Here is an 18,605-nt window from a genome sequence, read left to right as displayed (position 1 = left end):
GCGCCCCCACCTGGGGCGCCTCACCCGACGCAGAGAGGAACACCATGTCCCCTAGCCCGGACGTCATCATCATCGGAGGTGGGCTCGAGGGATTGAGCACCGCATGGGCGCTCGCGCGACGCGGCGTGCACAACGTCCTCGTGCTGGAGCGCGGCACGCTCTGCTCCGGCGGCACCGCCAAGTCCAGCGGCGTCGTGCGATGCCACTACGGCGTGCCCTCCCTCGCCGCCATGGCCTGGAACGGCCTACAGGTGTTCGAGAATGCCCAGGACCTGCTCGGCCAGGACATCGGCTTCCAGCAAACCGGCTACGTAGTGGGCGTCGGACCGGAGAACATGGCGGCGCTGGAGGCGAACCTCGCCATGCACCATCGGATCGGCATCGACGTCCAGATCATCGGCCACGACGAGATGCACGCCCGGTGGCCATGGGCCGACCTCGCCGACTTCGCGGCCTTCGCCTACGAGCCGCGAGGCGGCTACGGCGACGCGTACCAGACCGGTCAGGCGTTCGCGCACGCCGCCCGGCGGCTCGGCGTGTCCATCCGGCAGGACGCCCCGGTCACGGGCATCACCCTCGACTCCGCCGGTCGCGCGGCCGGCGTCGTCGTCGCAGGCACGGAGCACATCCACGCCGACAGCGTCATCGTCGCCGCCGGCCCTTGGTCCGTACCGCTGTGCGCGCCGCTCGGCCTCCACCTCCCCATCCGGGCGCAGCGCGAACAGATCCTCCTCGTCGACCCCGGAGAGCCGATCACCAACGCGCCGGTGTTCTCCGACCTCGTGAGCCTGCAGTACGTCCGCACCGAACGCTCTGGTGAACTCCTGGTCGGCAACAGCGACCATTCCAGCCCCGAGTTCAACGACCCGGACCACTACTCCGACCACGCCGACGAAACGTACATTGCCGACGCCGTTGAAAAGCTCGACCGCCGCCTGCCGAAGCTCCCCGATCCGCGGCTGTCGTCCAGCTACGCCGGGTGCTACGACGTCACACCGGACTACAATCCCATCCTGAGCGCCACCCCGATCCACGACCTTTATGTCTGCGCGGGATTCAGCGGCCACGGCTACAAGATCTCACCGGCCGTGGGTGCGCTCATGGCCGACATCGTGACCCAGAGCGCCGTCTCCGACCCGCACATCAATCCCGACGACTTCCGCCTCGAACGCTTCGAACAGCACCAACCGCTCACTAGCCGGCACCCCTACGCAGGCGCCGGCCAGATGCGCTAATCCACAGGCCCCCGGAATCCCAGCATCTCGCACGACCGCTGCGAGCAGCACCACCGAGAACACCCGCGCAATGGACTTGGTGCCGTTACTCGTCCAGCACCTCGATCATCGGTGCTGAACCCTCGTTGACCGTCCCCATCGCCTCCTGCGAGACGCCTTCCCTCTTCCCCTTGATCTGCATCGGCGCGATGCTCGACACGAGGTAAGTCCCCGGCGCCAGCACCCTCGGGCCCGGCACCCGGAGTGTGAACGTCTGCGTCCACTTGCTCTGGAACGCGCATTCGGCCTCTATGTAAGGCTGCTCTTCGTGCTTTTCGCTTCCACGAAGACGGCGCCTGGTCCGGTGGGGAGCTTCTTCGGCTTGGCCGGGGGAACTCGGTAGAAAGCCAAATACCAGTCCTTGGACGGGGCGTCACTTTCGTACCATCCGAACCCATAGTTGCCCACGACGTCCGTCCGTTTCGTGTGCTCCCCGAAACACTGGCGTCTGCCCCCTGGGAGGTACTTCGCGCCGGCCGGCGTCCAGGCTCGGAATTGCTGGACCAACCGCAGGGCCGTCCCAGGTTTCACCCTGGCCGGGGTGACCGTCATGATCAGATCCATATAGGGGGTGTCGGACGCGGGCATGTGGGGCTGCCCGGTCAGCACTCCCGGTCGAGTGAAGTAGGCGTGGATCCCGCCGCGGCTCTGTCCGCCGACGCCCGGCCCTGAGGGCCAGAACACCCAGGCGGCGATCACAGCGCCAACCCCAACGGCTCCGATGCCTGCGGCCCCCTTCGTCCCGCCGACCTTGGACAAGAAGCCCTTAGACACGGACGTGCCTGTCTTGGCCATGAAGTCCGCCGTCGCAGCGCCCTGCGCATAGGCCATCGATCCCGGTGCCGCCATACCGGAGCCGATGGTGCCTGCCGCTGTTGAAGAGGCGCCAGGGGCGAGTAGGGCACCTCCCAGTGCCGCGAGTGGGATCGTCGTCGCCACGGCGGCGACGGCCCCGAGCGCGAGGAGCCCGCGCCGCTCCCAGTCGGGTCCGTACGTCCGGACGGCGATGGCTTCAAGTTCGTTCACAAACTCGTGGGCGTTCCAGAGCCGGTCGGCCGGGCTCTTGGCCATCCCGCGCTCGATGAGCGGACGCAGGGAGTCGGGAACTCGTTCGAGTGGTGGCGGAGTTCTGGTGTGCTCGGCTTTCAGCGCTTCCAGGGCCGTCCCGTGGAACGGTTTCTCGCCGCTGACGCATTCCAAGAAGACGCAGGTAGCCGCATAAAGGTCGGTCGCGGGAGTGGCAGGCTCGCCCGCCCACTGTTCTGGTGCCATGTAGGCGGGAGTGCCGGCCTGTCCGCTCTGCCCGGTGAGCACTGCCACCCCGAAGTCGATGAGCTTGCTCTGCCCGTCGTCTTGGACGAGCACGTTCGCGGGTTTGTAATCCCGGTGCACGACCCCGACCGCGTGCGCCGCCGCTAACCCAAGCAGCGAGCCCTTCAATGTTGCTAACGCGGCCTCTGGCGCCAAGGGTCCGTCGTGTTCGTCCAGGACCTTGCGGAGCGGACGTCCGGCGACCGCCTCCAGGACGATCGCCGCTCCCCAGGGCGACTCCAGGTAGTCCAGCAGTCGCGCCACATACGGGTTGACGACCCGCTTGAGCATCTCCGCCTCGGTGCGGAAGGTGTTCCGCGCTTCGGTGTTCCCCAGCAGATCGACCGCAAGGTACTTGATCGCCACCGGCGCGCCGCCGGACTCATGTCGCGCGAGTACGACCTCGCCCTGTGCCCCTGCCCCTAACGCCGCCAGCTCGACGAACCCGGGCAGAGGGTGTTCGCGCGACGTCATTGACCCGTGTTGGTCTGGATCTCGCTCACGACGAGCGGTGTGGGCTGGGACGTCTCGCTCTCGGGTCCCAGGTCGCCGCCCTGAGGGGCGCAGGCCGACCCTTCGCAAGTCCAGGTGAGATTCCACGTGATGGTCGCGGTGATCTGGTAAGCGCCCCCAGGCTGACCTGCCGACGACCGGCGGTAGGTGTAGGTACAGCTCTCGCCATTCTTGCTTCCTGCGTCATCGCACTTTTTCTGTGCCTCGCCCATGTTCCAGGTGACGGAGACGGGAGTCGCCGTGGCCTGGATCGTCTGGGTGTCGTCGCCGATCGGCTCCGTCTCCACCACATCAAAGCCATCCACCCAGAGGGACGTCCGCATCCTGACGTAGGTCTTGCCGTCCGGTGCTGTGTGCACGATGGGCGTTAGAAGTTCGGCGGAGCTCTCGGCCGCCGCCACCCAGTCGAGCGTGGACAGCGTGGCCGGCGGCGGATTCTCTCCCTCGACTGGGACGAACCCCACGCCCTCGTTTTCGGTCAGGCCCACGGGGTCGGGTGGTTCCACGGGACCCGAGTTCCCGCCGCCGGGTGATCCACCCTGCCCACCGGACCCGCTTCCTCTATCAAAAATCTTGCAGTTGAACGGGTCACCGCCCTTGCAATCGTCGGCTTGGGCGGGGGCGGCGATGAACGCTGGGGCCATCAGCGCCGCCGCGAAGATCGCGGCGGAGGCGAGACGGCGGTGGTTACGGGAATGGGGACGCATCCTGTGTCCTTCCCTGCCGGCGGTCAGCATTTCTTTTCCCGAACGCTCGCGGCGACCTTCCAGACGCCGGAGTCGTACTGAAGTGTCGTCCGGAAGAGGTGGGTCCCACCCGGTCCGCCGCCGAGACGTTCACCGGTCTCGGCCGAGTAGCGGTAGCCGACGAGTGTCCGGATGCAGTCGACGACATAGACCTTCGTGCTGTCCTTGGACCGGGCGTACACGCGGGGGTTGAAGGTGCTGGTGTAGCGCCAGATCTCACCCTTGGCCCTGGTGGTCTCTATCTGTTCGGTGATCTGGGTAAGGAGCGGGTCCATTGCGACGGCGTCCAGTTCGGACGGGTCGTTGGTCTCGTAGGCCTTCTTGTAGGCGTCCTGGTAGGCGCGGTAGCGCTGGAGGACCGTCTTGAAGAGTTCCGCCGTGGGGATGGCGGAGGGCGCGACGGCGGTCGGGGCGGGGGCGGCGCCGCCGCCGCCGTCGAAGGTGCCCTTGGGGGCCAGTTCGCCGTTGGAGGACGCGCCGGACGAGCCGCATCCGGTGGCCGCGCACAGGGTCAGGGCCAGCACGATGACCGGCACGGTGGTGGCGCGGTGGGACCCCAGTGGGGAGGAACGTACCAACCGGGCGCGCATCGCCATCCCTGAGCGGCAGCCGACAACGGGGCGGAATACGCGCGAAAGCTTACAGAGGTCTGTGGGGCGAGAAAAGCGAATCGTTGCGAACGACTTGACCTCAACCATGGTCGAGGTTGCAGGCTGCGGGTGAACGATGTGATCGGAGGGTTTCGTATGCGTGCCGTGTGGTTGAAGGAGTTCGGCGGGCCGGAGATGCTGGTGCCGGGGGAGGCGCCCGACCCGGTCCCCGGCGCCGGGCAGGCGCTGATCGCGGTGGAGTTCGTCAACATCACGTTCGTGGAGACGCAGATGCGGGCGGGCGCTGCCCCGTTCCCGATGAAGGAGCCGCCGGTCATCCTCGGCAACGGGGTCGGCGGTGTGGTGACGGCGGTCGGTCCGGGCGCCGACGGGGGACTGGTCGGACGCCGCGTCGTGAGTGCCACCGGCGGCTCAGGCGCCTACGCGGAAATGGTCGCGGTGGACGCGGCGGGAGTCCTGGAGGTGCCGGACGCTGTGGCGCTCGACGACGCGGTGGCGTTGCTGGCGGACGGGCGCACGGCGGTGATGATGCTCAGGGCGGTGGAGCCGAAGCCCGGCGAACGGGTCCTGGTCGAGGCGGCGGCCGGTGGCGTCGGGACGCTGTTCGTCCAGCTGGCGAAGGCGGCCGGGGCGGTGGTCGTGGCGGCGGTCGGCGGCTCCCACAAGGCGGAGCTGCCGATGCGGCTGGGCGCGGACGAGGCCGTCGACTACCGGGAATCCGGCTGGACGGAGAAGGCCGGGCAAGTCGACGTCGTGCTCGACGGTGTCGGCGGCGACGTGGCGCGTGAGGCGTTCACCCTCCTCCGGGAAGGCGGGCGGATGATCAGTTTCGGTTTGGCGAGCGGCGAGTGGGCGAACATCCCGGAGGAGGACGCGGCGGCGCGCGGGGTGACGCTCGTCCAGGCGACCGCCACGCCTGAGGAGTTGCGGGAGTTCACTCAGACCGCCTTGGCGGAGGCGGCTGCGGGGAGGCTGCGGCCGGTGATCGGGCAGCGGTTCCCGCTCGATGGCGCGGCCGACGCGCACGCCGCGATCCAGTCACGTGCGACCGTCGGCAAGACGCTCCTGGAAGTCCGCTAGGTCGCGCTCGGTCGGGGCGCTCTGTGCGGCGGGTGGTCACCGGCGCGTTGCCGCGGTCACGAACAGCGGGAGGGCGAGGTACATCCGCCCGCGCCGGCCCCGTTCACGCTGCTCGGCGATCCAGGCTTCGGCCTGCGCGTCGCTGATCGCCCCGGCCGAGCGCGCCTTTCCGGCGAGGTCGGCCAGGACGGGCACCATCGCCGCGTCGGTGAAGATCCAGGTGTGGGCCTCGACGGTGACGTCGGCGAAGCCCGCGTCCAAGAGGAGGTTGCGGCTGCGGCGGACGACCCGGGGGGCGGGGACGAGGTCGGCGCGGGCGTGCACGATGGTGCGGGTGAGCGCGGCGTCGTCGGCGTCGATGACGAACGTGTCCCAGTCCTGCCCGATCAGCGCGATGCGGCCGCCGGGGGCGAGGACGCGCCGTGCCTCCGCGACCGCGCGGGCGGGGTCGTCCAGGACGTGGTACACCTTGTCCGCCCGGTAGCCCTGCAATTCGCCTTCGGCGAAGGGCAGGTCGTAGGCGTTCGCCACGCGGAAGTCCGCGGCGGGCCAGCGCTCGCCGGCCACGGCGATCATCCGCTCGTCGGGGTCGATGCCGACCGCCCGTGCGCCCCGCTCGGCCATCTCGACGGCCGCGCGGCCGGATCCGCATCCGACGTCGGCGATCGCCGCATCCGGCGCGATGCCGAGCAACTCGTAGGAACGAGCACGGAGTTCGACCGCCCCGGGAATGTTGTCCGCTATGTCGAGCAGAGCGATGAGCGCGTCGGTGTCGGCGCTGGTACGGCCTGGTGCTTGAGCCTTGTCCATGTCCGAGACCCTGCCGCTTAAAGTTCACTTGAAGTCAAGCGGGCCCCTTGATCACAGCGAAATGCGTGCCCTAACGCACCTTCTTGAGGAACGTGCCGAGGGTGCGTTCGTAGGCGGCGGGGTCGATGTTCCAGGATTCGGTGTGGTCGCCCGGGGTGGTGATGTGGGTGACCATGCCGGGCGGGGCAGTGGCGGCGAAGGTGTAGGCGGGGCCGTTGGCGACCGTGGCGTCGTCGGCGGCGGTGAAGAGCAGGACCGGGGTCCGCAGGTCCGGCGCGTACAGGCGGTGGTCGAAGTCGGTCAGGTCGATGCCGATGCGCCACTCCAGGACGTGTTTGGCCACGCCGGTGATGAAGCCGGGCAGGTTGCGGGCGGCGCCTTGCTTGTCGAGGGTGGCGTTCCAGTCCAGGACGGGGGAGTCGAGCACGACCCCGCGGACGAACGAGTGGTCCTTGCGCAGTGTCGTCATGACCATCGCGCCGCCCATGGACCAGCCGTACAGGACGACGCCCGTCGCTCCGTGCACGCGTGCGTAGCCCATGGCGGAGACGACGTCCTGCCATTCGGTGTCGCCGAGGTGGTTCTTGCGGTCGCCGGACGAAGGCGCACCCACGTCGTTCCGGTACGCGATGGACATCATCGGCATTCCCGCCGCGTGGACGGCGCGCATCGCGCGGAACGTCTCGGCCTTGTCCGCGTTGCGTCCGTGGACGCCTATGACCCATGTGCTCTTGGGGGACGTCCCCGGCAGCAGCCACGCGGGCATCGGGCCGACCTTGGACGGGTAGGTGACGTCCTGGAACGGCAGTCCGAGCGCCGTCTTCGGGTCGCCGTCGTACACCCAGTGGTCGATGGTCGCGGGAACGCCCTTCGCGAGGGGGCCTTCGACAACGGACGAGACCTTCCGCACGACATGTCCGCCGTCCCGGCTGACGACCGGCCCCAGCAGTGCGCGCCCGCCCTTCCAGACGAGCGCCCACGTGCCCGGACGTTCCGTCGCCGCGTCCCTGGGCAGCGTGACCGTGCCGTTCCCCGCGTCCACGATGGTGAGCGGGTACTCGGCCGAATGGTCGACCTCGATGGCGACGCCCGCGAAGTACCAGCCGATTCCGCCGACGACCGTGCACAGCAGCACGATGATCGCGACGGCCGTCGCCATCAGTGGGCGGACACGGCGGCGGCGCCGGGGGATCGGCGGATCGGTGATCGCCGGAGTCGGCGACTGTGGAGCGGCGGTCGACACGACATAGGAACTTAGCCTCCCCTGAGCGTCGCGAACGCCCGGGTCACTCCGCAATATCTTGATCCGTGCGGTTAATCTGCCGGAAAGGTGCCATCGGGGGCGACCGGACGCATGGAGGGCGCGTCGTGACAGGGCGGGGCGTGACGGCGCGGGACGAGCGCATCGCGGACATCGAGGGCCGGGTCGTGGAGTTCGCGCGGGGGACGGCGCCGCCCGGGTGGCGGCGGATCGACCTGCACTGCACCGCGACCGTCGCCGTCAACGACGTCGCCCTGACGGTGCTGACCGGCGAGGACGGGATCGTCACGGCGGAGAGCGTCCCGGAGGAGCTGACCGGGCTGCTGATGGACCTGCGCCGCGCGCACTACCTGTCCGAGCGGGGCACCTGGTTCTCGATGGTCGCCATCATCGAGCCGGAATCCGCGCGGTCCCTGTACAACCGTCATTTCGATCCGCTGTGGGATCCGCCGATCCCGGTGGACTACTGGCGCCGTGACCAGATCGTCATGCCGCGCGACGGCGTCCACGTGCCCGGCTGGCTGCGCGACCGCCTGGCGGACCGCACGCCCGCCGACCACGCGGCGCCGGACCCGGGCCCGCTGAACCCGGCCGAGCAGATGGAGCTGCTGTCCGACCAGGTCACCGTCCTGGTCGCCGACCATGCCCCGCCGCTGTGGACAAGGATCTCCGGGTACTACCAGGCGGCCGGCTGGCACGTGGAGTTCCCCGCGATGACGTGCCACCGGGCGGACGCCACCACGACGCCGTGGACGCCGCCCGCCGCGCTCGCGGCCCTCCTGGACCGGCTCCGCGCCGGGACCCACGCGTTCCAGGGCTCGGCCTGGTCCCGGATCGACTTCGAGGTCGTGTACGACGACGGAGACGTGCGGTGCCGCGCGGATTTCATCTACGACGAGGAGCCGCAATGGGCTTCCGGGCCGTCCGCCGCCGATGTGCGGCGCGAGCTCGTCCGGTTCCCGCGCGACGACGTCCCGGAGTGGATGAAACGCCGGCTCGGCGCCCCGCCCGAGCCGGTGACGCTGACCGACGAGCCGCCGCCGGCCAGGGAACCCGACTGGGTCGACACGCTTCAACACCGCCTGGACCAGCTCCGTGTGGACCGTGCCGCATACCGCGTCAGGGACACCGCCGATGGCGCCTGGTGCCTTCTACCCCAGGGCGACCGCTGGGCGGTGTTCCAGATGCGGGACGGTGAGCGGCACAAGGAAGTCGTGTTCGACGACACGGAAGACGCCGCCGCCCATCTGCTCGGACGTCTTCTGCTCCACCCGCGTCACACCACACCGGATGGGCCGTTCGAGCCGCTGAAGGGCGAACCTCCGCTGTCTCTACTGCGTGACCGGCACGTGGTGGAACTCTCCGCAGGGACGGAGGTGGACAGGTACGGCGGCTCGGACGGCAACGTGGCCTACGCGGCGCGGACCCCGTACCCGTACCGGTCGCTGCCGCCCGAATGGCAGGACCGCCCGTATCACGTCTACCGGCTGCTGCGGCCGATGGAGACGCTGACGGGCACGGCCGTCGCGTGGTTCGGCCAGCCGGGCGGCGGGACGGCCCACGTGTTCCGGCGTTCGATCGCCGACCTTCTCGCCGACGGCGCCCTCACCGAGGTGCGGGACGCCTGACCGGCGCTCAGACGCTGCCGATCGCGGAGACCAGCCCGAGCGCCAGGACGAGGTCCAGGTGGATGAACGTCTCCAGCTTCGCGCCCGGCGGCACGTCCGTGTCGACGTCGAGGCGGTCGAGGACGGCGAGCGCGGCGGGGCTGTCCAGGTCGTCCGCGAGGGCGGCCTCCGCCTCCGTCGCGTACTCGCGGCTCATCGGACGGCCCGGGGCCGTCGCCCACTCGGCGACCGCGCCGCGCCAGCGGCCCAGCCGTTCGGTGGCCCGCGCGACCTTCGCCTCGGTCAGCTCCAGCGGCTCCCGGTAGGGGACTTCGAGCATCGCGAGGCGCACCGACAGCGGGTCCGCGGACGCCCACTTCCCGGTCTCACGCGGCACGGTCAGTCTGAGCGCGCCCCGGCCGGCGCCCCCGCCTTCGGCGGACACCTGGACGTCGGCGTCCGTGATCGGGGCGCCGAGCACTTCGAACGGCGCGATGTTGTAGTCGGACCAGTCGTCGTCCTGTGGGAAGGATGAGGTGCTCACGACCTGGACATGCCGCCCCGCCCGCTCCGCGACGCGGCGCAGCAGATCGGTGACCACCAGGACGCGGCGGCCGGCGCCGTCCAGCACCTGGACGCGCAGGCCGCGGCCGCCGGGCAGCGGTTCCGCCCGCCCGGTGCGATGGTCGTACAGCCGGAGCATGCCTCAACCCTAGGCCGGGCCGCACCACGCCACGGCAGCGGGTCAGCGCGGCGGGACGCCGCGGCGGGTCAGAGCTGCGGGTCGGAGGGGAACGGCCCGGTCGGCAGCGGCGCGGCGCTGTCGGCCTTGCGGACGGCCGCGAACCGCAGCCGCACATAGTCGGCGACCCACCCCGACTCGCGGCGCAGCGCCGGCGCGGCCAGGTCGTTCACCCGGTCGAGCAGCGGGTCGACCAGCTCCGGCGGGACGTCCGACAGCGCGCGCGCCGCGTACGCGCGGATCCAGTCGGCGGCGCCGTTCGGGCCCTCGGTCATCCGGGTCGGCCGGTCGGCGTGCTCCAGCAGCCGCAGCGTGAACCCGGCCTCCTCCAGCTTGGCCGCGTACTCGGCCGGGGTCGGGAAGTACCAGGGCAGCTCGGGCTCGCCGAGCCCGAACACGCGCCAGGCGGTCTGCATCGCGGCGATCAGTTCCGCGCAGTTCCCGGCGCCGCCCAGCTCGGCGACGAACCGCCCGCCGGGACGCAGCGCGGCGTGCACGCGTCCGATCACGGCGTCGGGGTCGCGGTTCATCCAGTGCAGTGCGGCGTTGGAGGCGATCGCGTCGAAGGACTCGCCGACGGTGAAGTCGTGGGCGTCGCCGACGATGAAGGACAGCCCGGGGTTCAACGCGGTCGCCTGCGCGACCATGTCGGGGCTGCCGTCGATGCCCAGCACCTCGGCGCCCCGCTCTGCGATCTCCGCGCTGAACGTCCCGGTGCCGCACCCGAGGTCGATGACCCGCTCGCCGGGTTGCGGATCGAGCAGGTCGACCAGGGGCGCACCGTGCGCGGAGACGTACCCGAAGGCGGAGTCGTACGTCGTCACGGCCCAATTCACTGTCATAATTTATCGGACAAAGGCGAGCGGGGAGGCGGCGTTCGTGATGGCGGACATCACGTCCGAGGTGCGGATCGCGGGTTCCGAGGGGCCGGACGGTCTGACCCTGCGCACCTCGGGCCTGTCCGCCGGGGGCCTGCCGGAGCTTCGCGTGGAAGGGCTTCCGCCGTACCTCGGGCAGGGCTGGGCGCGCGTCCTGGCCGCCCTGGCGCAGCGTCTCGCGGCGTCCGCGGAGATCCCTGCGAGCGTCGTCCTCGGCCCCGGAGTAGAGATCAGTCTCACACTCGCCGGCGACGGTGCGCTGGTCGCCGTCCCGCCGCCCGGCAGCGATCCCGGGGACTGGCGCCGGGACGTCCTGCTCCGCCTGTTCCCCGAGGCCCGCACCTGACCTGGGCCCCACCTGCCCCAAGCCCCGCCGGTGGCAGTTCCTAGAATCTGATTCTGTCCAGCCGGTCGGAGAAGGGTTCGCAGGTGCCGTACACAGAGATCGAGTACGAGGTTCGGGACGGGATCGCCACCGTCACCCTGAACCGTCCGCAGAAGATGAACGCCTACACGTTCACCATGCGGAACGAGATGCTGGACGTCTTCGACAGGATCGACGCCGACGACGACGTGCGCGCGGTGGTGGTGACGGGCGCGGGACGCGCGTTCTGCGCGGGCGCCGACCTGAGCGGCGGCGGCGACACCTTCGACAAGGACAAGACCAAGGACATGTTCGCCGGGGAGAACGACGTCTTCGAGGACGGCACCCCGCGCGACGGCGGCGGCACGGTGGCGCTCCGGATCGCCCGCTGCCTCAAGCCCGTCATCGGGGCCTTCAACGGCGCCGCCGTCGGGGTCGGCGTCACCATGACCCTCCCGATGGACGTCCGGCTCGCCAGTGAGAAGGCCAGGTTCGGGTTCGTGTTCGCCCGCCGCGGCATCGTCACCGAGGCGGCGTCCAGCTGGTTCCTGCCCCGCCTCGTCGGCATCGCGCAGGCCATGGAATGGGCCGCGACCGGCCGCGTCTTCGGCGCCCAGGAGGCCCTCGACGGCCGTCTCGTCTCCCGCGTCCTCGCCCCGGACGAACTCCTGCCCGCCGCCTACGCGCTGGCCCGGGAGATCGCCGACAACACCTCCGCGGTCTCCGTCGCGACCATCCGCCGGCTCATGTGGTCCGGCCTGTCCGCCCCGTCCCCGTGGGACGCCCACGTCGCCGACTCCCACCTCATGACCGCCCTCGGCGGCGCCGCCGACGCCGTCGAGGGCGTCTCCGCCTTCCTGGAGAAGCGCGACGCCGTCTTCCCGATGCGCGTCAGCAAGGACCTCCCCGCCGACGTCCCCGACTGGCCCGCCCGGTGAACCCCGCCGGGCCCACCACCCCCCGGCGGGCCCGGCGGTTCACGGCCGGCGGCCGGGGCGGTCGACGAGCCCGGACGCCTCCAGCGCCTGATCGATCATGACGGTTCCCGCGGGAACCGGCCTCCGTACGCCGGGGAACGTCAGGTCCCCGGTGGCGACGGCGCGCGTTCCCAGGTAGCGGTAGGACCCGGCCGTGAGCACGAACTCGTCGCGAATACCGTTGTCGCCCGTCCGGGTCACGGCCACACCGGGCCGTCCCAGCGCGTCCTTCGCGTCCTTCCGGATCTCTACACCGGGGATCTTGCCGATGGCGCGGTACACGGCGGCGCGTCCGGACCCGGGGATGGACGGCTCGTTGGCCAGGAAGCCCGTGAGGCGCCTGAACACCCATTGGTCCCGGCCCATGCGATAGCCCTCGCCGCCCATCTCCGCGTCGTATTCACGTGCCCGAGCCCGCATCTCGGCCACCAGCGCGGACGGGTCGTCGGGCAGAGCGCGCAGGTAGTCGTACCACTGTGCCGGTGTCCGCTCCTCGCTGTCCTCGTCGCTCTCGGCCCAGTTCTCGTGATCGACCTTGAGTTCCCCGCCGTTCGCGTACCGGGCGGTCTTCAGGCCGTCGAACCGCGTCCAGGTCTCCTGGTGCACCTCGTGTTCGGGGGCCCTCGGGTCGGCCCGGCCGTGAAAGACCTTCGTGTAGACCCACTGGTGGTCCGCGGGACGGTGATCCTGCCGGGTCTCGACGATCTGGGCGGCGCGTTCCAGGAGCACGGTGGCGCTCGCCGGACGTGTGGTGACCGGCGGCGGTCCGCCGTCGTCCGGCAAGGCGATCATCACCCCGGCGCCCAGTGCCGCGACGGCCGCGCCCGCCACCCCGAGCCGCCGCACCGGCATTCGCCGCCGTACCCGCGTCCGCCGCCGGTTCGGCATCCGTCGCGGGTCCGTGGCTGCCAGCATGAGCCTTTCCCGCCCCGGTGCCAGACGATCACGGTCGGGCGCCCCGATCTCGTCGCGGAACGCGCGAAGCTCTTCGAGGTCGTTCATTCGGTCCCCTCCTGGACTCGGGTCGGGTCGATTCCGCCCAGCGCCTCGCGTACCTTCCGGCGGGCCCGGTTCAACCGGGACCGCACCGTCCCGACCGGAATGGACAGCGCCTCGGCGACCTGCTCGTAGGACAGGTCCGCCCAGGCGATGAGCAGCAGCACGTCCCGGTCGCCGGGGGAGAGTTCCGCAAGGGCGCCCGCGAGCTCCCGTGCGGAGGCCGCAGCGCTCACCCGCGCGTCCACCCGGTCCATGGAGTCGGCCACCGGATCGACGCCCGTCCGGGCCAGCGCCCGGAGCATCCGCGTCTCCGCCCTCCGCTGCTTCCCGATCAGGTTCGCCGCGATCCCGTACAGCCAGGGACGTGCGTCCGCCCGCCCCGGGTCGTAGCGCCGCCGCTGCCGGAAGGCCGCCAGGAACGTCTCCGCGACCAGGTCGTCCGCCGCCTGGTCGCCGAGCCGCCTGCGGACGTACCGGTGGATGAACGGCGCGTGCCGGTCGTAGAGGACGGCGAAGACCTCGGGCTCGACCCGAGACCGTCCGATCAGGGAGGCATCGTCCTCCGGCGCCGCCACCGTCGGCGCGTCCCGTGGACTGGCGGTCATACGGCTCCGTCCATCTGCGGTTACCCGGGCGAGGCGTCGCACGGCACCTTGTCTTCACCCGCACCCCCGCGGAGGGTTCACGCTCTCTTGGTACGGCACCCCGGTCGTTCTGCGGGACGAGGGGTTCTGCATGATGGTGAGGTGATCCCGGGGTCAAGGACGATCTTGACTTTGCGGACCTTTGTGACGTGTGTTGCCAGTGTGACGGGGGGTATGAAGCCGCCCGGGGCAACACGTTCGGGGGTACGTGGTGCGGATCAGGAATCTCATCTTTATTGGTGGGTTGCTGCTCGTCGCCGGATGCGGGCAGGGTGCGGACAAGTCGGCGCGGACCGTGGGGGAGAGCGCGGCGCCCGGCGGGACGGCCGCCGCGCCCGGCGCGGCCGAGGTGTTACGCGGGCCTGCCGGGCCGCCTCCGCCGAGGAAGGTCGACTGTGACCGGCTGAAGTGCGTCGCGCTGACCTTCGACGACGGGCCGGGGCCCTACACCGGGCGGCTGCTGGACACGCTGAAGGCGGGCGGTGTGCGCGCCACGTTCTTCATGGTGGGCCAGAACGTCCCCTATCACCGGGACGTGGTCCGGCGGATGCCGCTGGACGGGCACGAGGTCGCCAACCACACCTGGTCGCACCGCGATCTCACCGAGCTGTCGACCGCGGGCGTGCGGTCGCAGATCCGGCGGACGCAGGAGGTCATCGAGGACGCGTCAGGGGTCGAGCCCACCCTGATGCGGCCGCCGTACGGGGCGACGAACGGACGGGTCGGCCGCGCCGTCGGGATGCCGCAGATCATGTGGAGTGTGGACACCCAGGACTGGCGCTACCGGAGCGTCAGCCGGGGAGCCAGGGTCGGGATCAATCAGCCCGAACGCGGCGACATCGTCCTGTATCACGACATCCACAAGTCCAGCGTCGACTGCATCCCGAAGGTCGTGGACGGGCTGAGGAAGCGCGGGTTCACGTTCGTCACCGTGTCGGAGCTGTTCCGGGGTGACCGGCTCGAACCCGGGGAGATCTACACCGAGGGAACCCTGGAGGCCGAGCTGGTGACGGCGAGCCCGCCGCCGGCCGGGTCGACCGCCGGCCCGCCGCGATAGCCGGGCCCCGCCCGCCCGCCGCGGTAGCCGGGCCCCGCCCGCCGTTCAGGTGCTGCGGGGCCTGCGGCGCGGGGGAGGCTGCGGCGGGACGACCTTGGCCGCGACCATGATCTCTTCGGGGACTTCGACCAGCTCACCGTTGCGGCGGCGCACCATGAGCGTGTTGCCGGACCAGGATTCGAGTACGCCGACCACGTCGCTGTACTCTCCCGTTGGCAGACGACGGCGCAGCGAGATCCGCTGCCCCACGTCCGCGCGACTGATGGTGACCACCAGGCGCGCGGCGAAGCGGCCTGACATGAAGGACCCCCGCTGTCGAATCGATGGCGCCGTGGTGGCCATACTATTCACAGCGAGCTTGCGGTGAGCCGTGACGTGCGGCGGGGCCGGAAAACCGAGAGGAGTCACTGACGTGACCTACGTCATCGCGCAGCCCTGCGTGGATCTGCTCGACAAGGCATGCATCGAGGAGTGCCCGGTCGACTGCATCTACGAGGGCAAGCGCATGCTCTACATCCACCCGGATGAGTGCGTCGACTGCGGTGCGTGTGAGCCGGTTTGCCCGGTTGAGGCGATCTACTACGAGGACGACACGCCTGAGCAGTGGAAGGACTTCTACAAGGCCAACGTGGAGTTCTTCGACGACCTCGGGTCGCCGGGCGGGGCGTCCAAGGTCGGGAAGATCGACAAGGATCACCCCATCGTGGCCGCGCTGCCTCCGCAGAGCCACGACGACTGACGGCGGCGCGCGGCGCCGGGTCGCTCCCCGCGGGGTGCGGCCCCCGGTGCGGCCTGCGCCGATTTCGGGGCCGCGGCCTCCCACGTCCGGTGGAGGGCCGCGGCCCCGTGGGTCTTCGAGTGACCAGCGGGTCTTCGAGTGACCCGTGGGTCTCTAGCTGAGGGGTGGGACGTGTTCACGCTGCCGGACTTTCCGTGGGATCGGCTGGCGCCGTACAAGGAGCGGGCGCTGGCGCACGCGGACGGCATCGCCGACCTGTCGGTCGGGACGCCGGTGGACCCCACGCCCGAGCCGATCCGCGCGGCGCTGGCCGGTGCGGCGGACGCGCCCGGATATCCGCAGACCTATGGGACGCCGCGGCTGCGCGAGTCGGTCGCGGGATGGCTGCGGCGCCGCGCCGGCGTGTCGGGCGCCGACCCGGACGCGGTGCTCCCGGTCATCGGCACCAAGGAACTGGTGGCCTGGCTGCCGACGCTGCTCGGCGCCGGCCCCGGCGACCGGGTCGTCTTCCCGGAGCTGGCCTACCCGACCTACGACGTGGGCGCCCGGCTGGCCGGGGCGACGCCCGTCGCGACGGACGGGCTGCTCGCCCTCGGCCCGGTCACGCCCAAGATCGTGTGGGTGAACTCGCCGTGCAACCCGACCGGCAAGGTGCTGCCCGCCGCGCACCTGCGCAAGGTCGTCGCGTGGGCGCGCGGCCGCGGCGCGGTCGTCGTCAGCGACGAGTGCTACCTGGAGTTCGGCTGGGACGAGGACAGGCCGCCGGTCTCGATCCTGCATCCGGACGTGTGCGAGGGCTCCCACGAGGGGCTGCTCGCCGTCAACTCCCTGTCCAAGCGCTCGAACATGGCGGGCTACCGCGCGGGGTTCGTCACGGGCGACATCACGCTCGTCAAGCGGCTGCTGGAGGTCCGCAAGCACGCGGGGATGATCGTCCCCGGTCCGGTGCAGGCGGCGATGGCGGTGGCGTTCGACGACGACGCGCACGTGGACGAGCAGCGGGAGCGGTACGCGCGGCGCCGCGCCGCGCTGCGCGCCGCGTTCGAGGGGCACGGCTTCCGCGTCGACCACTCCGAGGCGTCCCTGTACCTGTGGGCCACGCGGGACGAGCCGTGCTGGGACACCGTCGCCCATCTGGCGTCCCTCGGCATCCTCGTCGGGCCCGGCGAGTTCTACGGCCCGGCCGGGGCCCGGCACATCAGGGTCGCGTTCACCGCCACCGACGAGCGTGTCGCCGCCGCCGTCGGCCGTCTCTGACGTCCGCGAACCGCCTTCGGCGCGGCTCGGCGTCGTTCGTGTGCCGTTTCCATGTTTTTCGCCTGCAACCGACTGTTCGTTTGATACGTCTGAACGCGGTATGGGCCTGCGGGGCCGCAGTCGGTAGGATCCGCTGGTCTGCGACGGGGATGTGCACGAAACGATGGAGGTGTCCGTGAGCGGAACGGCGATAGTGATCCTGCTCGTGCTGATCCTGGTCGCCCTGATCGTGTTGATCTTCGTCCTGCTGCGGCGCCGGCAGCCCCCGGCCCCCGCCGCACCCGCGCCCCCGCGCGACCCGTTCGCCGCCGAGGACCAGGTGGCGGGCGATCCGCGGACGCTGAAGGCGGGGGACATGGTCGAGTATCTCGGCGTCCGCTACTTCGTGCGCGGTTCGGTGCGGCTGCGCGAGGGCGGCTTCACCTGGAGCGAGCATCTGCTGGACGCCGACACCATCGAGGGCACCAAGGTGTGGATCTCCGTCGAGGAGGACCCCGACCTCGAGGTCGTCTGGTGGACCGAACACGACATCGGCGACATGACGCCCAGTGAGCGGACCATCGTCGTGGACGGCGTCGAATACCGCCGCGACGAGCACGGGACGGCCGACTACACCAGCGAGGGCACGACCGGCGTCGGCGTCCAGGGACGGGTCGAGTACGTCGACTACGAGGGCCCGCGCGGGAAGTACCTGTCGTTCGAGCAGTACGGCGGCGGGCAGTGGGAGGCGGGCCTCGGTGAACGCGTCCCGACCGGGTCCATGACGATCTACCCGGGCGGCGGTGCCTGACCTTGCGGACCTCCCTCCACACCCCCTACGCGGACGCGCGCGCCGACGCGCTCTCGTTCGCGCTCGGGCTGCCGCCCCTGGACGCCCTCGCCGTCCTGCCCGTCGAGCAGGCGGGCGTGACCGTGGAGTTCCGTCTGCTCGGCGCGTCCCACCAGGTCATCGCCGGGCCGCTCAGCGAAACGGTGGCGTGCCTGCCCGGCGACGCCGACCCGCTGCCGGGACGCGCGAGCACCAGCGTGCCCGGCTGGTCCTACGAGTTCGCCGCGACGACGGCCGCCCACAGCGACGACACGGCGTTCGGCCGTGCCGTCGAGGCGGTCTGCGCACGGCTTGCCGACCGCGGTGACGCGCTGACCGGTGCCTTCCCCGGCTCGCGGCACGCCGTCACCGCCCTCGCACTGGAAAACCACGCATTGGAGGACGGCGGGATCGGCTGGCGGACGTGGCATGCCTACCCGCAGACCCGGGAGATCGTGATGACACGGAGCCGGCTGGTGAGACCATCGTGAACAGTAGACACCGGATGATCGGCGGCGTCCTCGCCGCCGTGCTGATCGTCCCGGCGCTGGGGGGCTGCGGCACCTCGAACCGGGAGTGGATCGCCGACAAGTACACCAGGACCGGGTCGGACACCTACCGGTCCTCGAAGGCTCCGCAGGCGGTCGCCTCGGAGATCAGCCGCAAGTTCAAGCCGATCGACAGGGTCAGCGACCTGTCGACGAGGGGCTCGGCGGGCGGCATATTCCTGCAGTATCCGAAGCTGGTCGTCGGCGTCCTGCCCAGCGGGTCGGGCAGCCGGATCACCGTCGACAGTCCCCGCCGCGGCTACAGCCGCTACCACTCGCACGTCGGCGGCATCTGGCGGAGCCCGGGCAGCAACGGATGGACGAGCAGCGGCGTCGCGTCGTTCCGCGGCGGCGGACCAGGGTCGGGTAAATGAGGAGC

General features: G+C 70.8%; 21 protein-coding genes. 11 read left to right on the top strand and 10 right to left on the bottom strand.

All coding sequences use genetic code 11. From position 1 onward, the window contains the following. Positions 1-44 precede the first annotated feature (44 nt). Positions 45-1,235, top strand: a complete 1,191-nt coding sequence (locus AB0C35_RS22255; protein WP_358458755.1) for an FAD-dependent oxidoreductase — start codon at positions 45-47, stop codon at positions 1,233-1,235. A gap of 288 nt (positions 1,236-1,523) precedes the next feature. Here AB0C35_RS22255 and AB0C35_RS22250 read toward each other — a convergent pair whose 3' ends face one another. The 3 genes from AB0C35_RS22250 to AB0C35_RS22240 are packed head-to-tail and all read right to left on the bottom strand — an operon-like array spanning position 1,524 to position 4,434. Further along, positions 1,524-3,059: a serine/threonine-protein kinase gene (locus AB0C35_RS22250; protein ID WP_358458753.1), complete on the bottom strand. Its 1,536-nt coding sequence runs from the start codon at positions 3,057-3,059 to the stop codon at positions 1,524-1,526. Beyond that, positions 3,056-3,835: a hypothetical protein gene (locus AB0C35_RS22245; RefSeq protein ID WP_358458751.1), complete on the bottom strand. Its 780-nt coding sequence runs from the start codon at positions 3,833-3,835 to the stop codon at positions 3,056-3,058. Before AB0C35_RS22245 ends, AB0C35_RS22250 begins: the two co-directional genes overlap by 4 nt. Next, positions 3,829-4,434 carry a hypothetical protein gene (locus AB0C35_RS22240; RefSeq protein WP_358458749.1) on the bottom strand — a complete coding sequence of 202 codons (606 nt, stop codon included), beginning with the start codon at positions 4,432-4,434 and terminating at the stop codon, positions 3,829-3,831. Before AB0C35_RS22240 ends, AB0C35_RS22245 begins: the two co-directional genes overlap by 7 nt. A 156-nt stretch (positions 4,435-4,590) precedes the next feature. On the opposite strand from AB0C35_RS22240, the gene AB0C35_RS22235 reads away from it, so the two are divergent. Next, positions 4,591-5,535 (top strand): zinc-binding dehydrogenase, encoded by a 945-nt coding sequence (locus AB0C35_RS22235; protein WP_358458747.1) that lies wholly within the window; start codon positions 4,591-4,593, stop codon positions 5,533-5,535. 36 nt (positions 5,536-5,571) lie between these two features. On the opposite strand, the gene AB0C35_RS22230 is transcribed toward AB0C35_RS22235, so the two are convergent. After that, positions 5,572-6,345: a methyltransferase domain-containing protein gene (locus AB0C35_RS22230; protein ID WP_358458745.1), complete on the bottom strand. Its 774-nt coding sequence runs from the start codon at positions 6,343-6,345 to the stop codon at positions 5,572-5,574. Between the two features lie 70 nt (positions 6,346-6,415). Further along, the gene (locus AB0C35_RS22225) at positions 6,416-7,588 is read right to left on the bottom strand and encodes a prolyl oligopeptidase family serine peptidase (RefSeq protein WP_358458743.1); all 1,173 of its coding nucleotides are present in this window, start codon (positions 7,586-7,588) and stop codon (positions 6,416-6,418) included. Between the two features lie 125 nt (positions 7,589-7,713). Between AB0C35_RS22225 and AB0C35_RS22220 the strand changes: the two genes are divergently transcribed. After that, complete coding sequence (locus AB0C35_RS22220) at positions 7,714-9,234, top strand: TNT domain-containing protein (RefSeq protein ID WP_358458741.1); 1,521 nt, start codon at positions 7,714-7,716, stop codon at positions 9,232-9,234. A 7-nt stretch (positions 9,235-9,241) separates the two neighbouring features. Here AB0C35_RS22220 and AB0C35_RS22215 read toward each other — a convergent pair whose 3' ends face one another. Beyond that, positions 9,242-9,916 (bottom strand): hypothetical protein, encoded by a 675-nt coding sequence (locus tag AB0C35_RS22215; RefSeq protein WP_358458739.1) that lies wholly within the window; start codon positions 9,914-9,916, stop codon positions 9,242-9,244. A gap of 68 nt (positions 9,917-9,984) precedes the next feature. Further along, positions 9,985-10,779 (bottom strand): class I SAM-dependent methyltransferase, encoded by a 795-nt coding sequence (locus tag AB0C35_RS22210; RefSeq protein ID WP_358458737.1) that lies wholly within the window; start codon positions 10,777-10,779, stop codon positions 9,985-9,987. 58 nt (positions 10,780-10,837) lie between these two features. Between AB0C35_RS22210 and AB0C35_RS22205 the strand changes: the two genes are divergently transcribed. Beyond that, positions 10,838-11,179, top strand: a complete 342-nt coding sequence (locus AB0C35_RS22205; RefSeq protein WP_358458735.1) for a hypothetical protein — start codon at positions 10,838-10,840, stop codon at positions 11,177-11,179. Between the two features lie 83 nt (positions 11,180-11,262). Next, on the top strand, positions 11,263-12,135 hold the full coding sequence (locus AB0C35_RS22200; RefSeq protein ID WP_358458733.1) for a crotonase/enoyl-CoA hydratase family protein: 873 nt from the start codon (positions 11,263-11,265) through the stop codon (positions 12,133-12,135). Positions 12,136-12,174: 39 nt separating this feature from the next. On the opposite strand, the gene AB0C35_RS22195 is transcribed toward AB0C35_RS22200, so the two are convergent. After that, a complete protein-coding gene (locus tag AB0C35_RS22195) occupies positions 12,175-13,176 on the bottom strand; it encodes a CU044_5270 family protein (RefSeq protein WP_358458731.1) in 1,002 nt (333 codons plus the stop codon). After that, complete coding sequence (locus tag AB0C35_RS22190) at positions 13,173-13,778, bottom strand: sigma-70 family RNA polymerase sigma factor (protein ID WP_358458729.1); 606 nt, start codon at positions 13,776-13,778, stop codon at positions 13,173-13,175. Before AB0C35_RS22190 ends, AB0C35_RS22195 begins: the two co-directional genes overlap by 4 nt. A 250-nt stretch (positions 13,779-14,028) precedes the next feature. On the opposite strand from AB0C35_RS22190, the gene AB0C35_RS22185 reads away from it, so the two are divergent. Continuing rightward, positions 14,029-14,874 (top strand): polysaccharide deacetylase family protein, encoded by an 846-nt coding sequence (locus tag AB0C35_RS22185; RefSeq protein ID WP_358458727.1) that lies wholly within the window; start codon positions 14,029-14,031, stop codon positions 14,872-14,874. A gap of 45 nt (positions 14,875-14,919) precedes the next feature. Here the strand turns inward: AB0C35_RS22185 and AB0C35_RS22180 are convergent, their stop codons facing one another. Further along, positions 14,920-15,174, bottom strand: coding sequence for a hypothetical protein (locus AB0C35_RS22180; RefSeq protein WP_358458725.1), 255 nt, complete (start codon positions 15,172-15,174; stop codon positions 14,920-14,922). Between the two features lie 112 nt (positions 15,175-15,286). Here AB0C35_RS22180 and fdxA point away from each other — a divergent pair, with 112 nt between their 5' ends. The 5 genes from fdxA to AB0C35_RS22155 all read left to right on the top strand — a co-directional run bounded on the left by fdxA (position 15,287) and on the right by AB0C35_RS22155 (position 18,600). Beyond that, on the top strand, positions 15,287-15,613 hold the full coding sequence (fdxA, locus tag AB0C35_RS22175; protein WP_141966697.1) for a ferredoxin: 327 nt from the start codon (positions 15,287-15,289) through the stop codon (positions 15,611-15,613). 171 nt (positions 15,614-15,784) lie between these two features. Next, entirely contained in the window at positions 15,785-16,870 is a 1,086-nt protein-coding gene (gene dapC, locus AB0C35_RS22170) for a succinyldiaminopimelate transaminase (RefSeq protein ID WP_358458723.1), read from the top strand. A 175-nt stretch (positions 16,871-17,045) separates the two neighbouring features. Then, entirely contained in the window at positions 17,046-17,660 is a 615-nt protein-coding gene (locus AB0C35_RS22165; RefSeq protein WP_358458721.1) for a DUF4178 domain-containing protein, read from the top strand. A 2-nt stretch (positions 17,661-17,662) separates the two neighbouring features. Then, positions 17,663-18,169, top strand: coding sequence for a DUF2617 family protein (locus AB0C35_RS22160; RefSeq protein WP_358458719.1), 507 nt, complete (start codon positions 17,663-17,665; stop codon positions 18,167-18,169). Next, the gene (locus tag AB0C35_RS22155; protein WP_358458717.1) at positions 18,166-18,600 is read left to right on the top strand and encodes a DUF4247 domain-containing protein; all 435 of its coding nucleotides are present in this window, start codon (positions 18,166-18,168) and stop codon (positions 18,598-18,600) included. The genes AB0C35_RS22160 and AB0C35_RS22155 overlap by 4 nt, the downstream gene beginning before the upstream one ends. Positions 18,601-18,605: the final 5 nt, after the last annotated feature.

This window comes from Spirillospora sp. NPDC048819 (genome assembly GCF_040650055.1).
Taxonomy (GTDB): Bacteria; Actinomycetota; Actinomycetes; order Streptosporangiales; family Streptosporangiaceae; genus Spirillospora.
The sequence above is the reverse complement of the archived record's forward strand: the minus strand, read 5'-3'. Positions and strand labels throughout refer to the sequence as shown.

What these genes read in the sequence shown, in the direction of transcription:
- AB0C35_RS22180 (WP_358458725.1), bottom strand. Translation starts at nt 15,174, where the DNA reads ATGTCAGGCCGCTTCGCCGCGCGCCTGGTGGTCACCATCAGTCGCGCG.
- AB0C35_RS22215 (WP_358458739.1), bottom strand. Translation starts at nt 9,916, where the DNA reads ATGCTCCGGCTGTACGACCATCGCACCGGGCGGGCGGAACCGCTGCCC.
- AB0C35_RS22255 (WP_358458755.1), top strand. Translation starts at nt 45, where the DNA reads ATGTCCCCTAGCCCGGACGTCATCATCATCGGAGGTGGGCTCGAGGGA.
- AB0C35_RS22230 (WP_358458745.1), bottom strand. Translation starts at nt 6,345, where the DNA reads ATGGACAAGGCTCAAGCACCAGGCCGTACCAGCGCCGACACCGACGCG.
- AB0C35_RS22205 (WP_358458735.1), top strand. Translation starts at nt 10,838, where the DNA reads ATGGCGGACATCACGTCCGAGGTGCGGATCGCGGGTTCCGAGGGGCCG.
- AB0C35_RS22245 (WP_358458751.1), bottom strand. Translation starts at nt 3,835, where the DNA reads ATGCTGACCGCCGGCAGGGAAGGACACAGGATGCGTCCCCATTCCCGT.
- AB0C35_RS22240 (WP_358458749.1), bottom strand. Translation starts at nt 4,434, where the DNA reads ATGCGCGCCCGGTTGGTACGTTCCTCCCCACTGGGGTCCCACCGCGCC.
- AB0C35_RS22195 (WP_358458731.1), bottom strand. Translation starts at nt 13,176, where the DNA reads ATGAACGACCTCGAAGAGCTTCGCGCGTTCCGCGACGAGATCGGGGCG.
- AB0C35_RS22190 (WP_358458729.1), bottom strand. Translation starts at nt 13,778, where the DNA reads ATGACCGCCAGTCCACGGGACGCGCCGACGGTGGCGGCGCCGGAGGAC.
- AB0C35_RS22235 (WP_358458747.1), top strand. Translation starts at nt 4,591, where the DNA reads ATGCGTGCCGTGTGGTTGAAGGAGTTCGGCGGGCCGGAGATGCTGGTG.
- AB0C35_RS22250 (WP_358458753.1), bottom strand. Translation starts at nt 3,059, where the DNA reads ATGACGTCGCGCGAACACCCTCTGCCCGGGTTCGTCGAGCTGGCGGCG.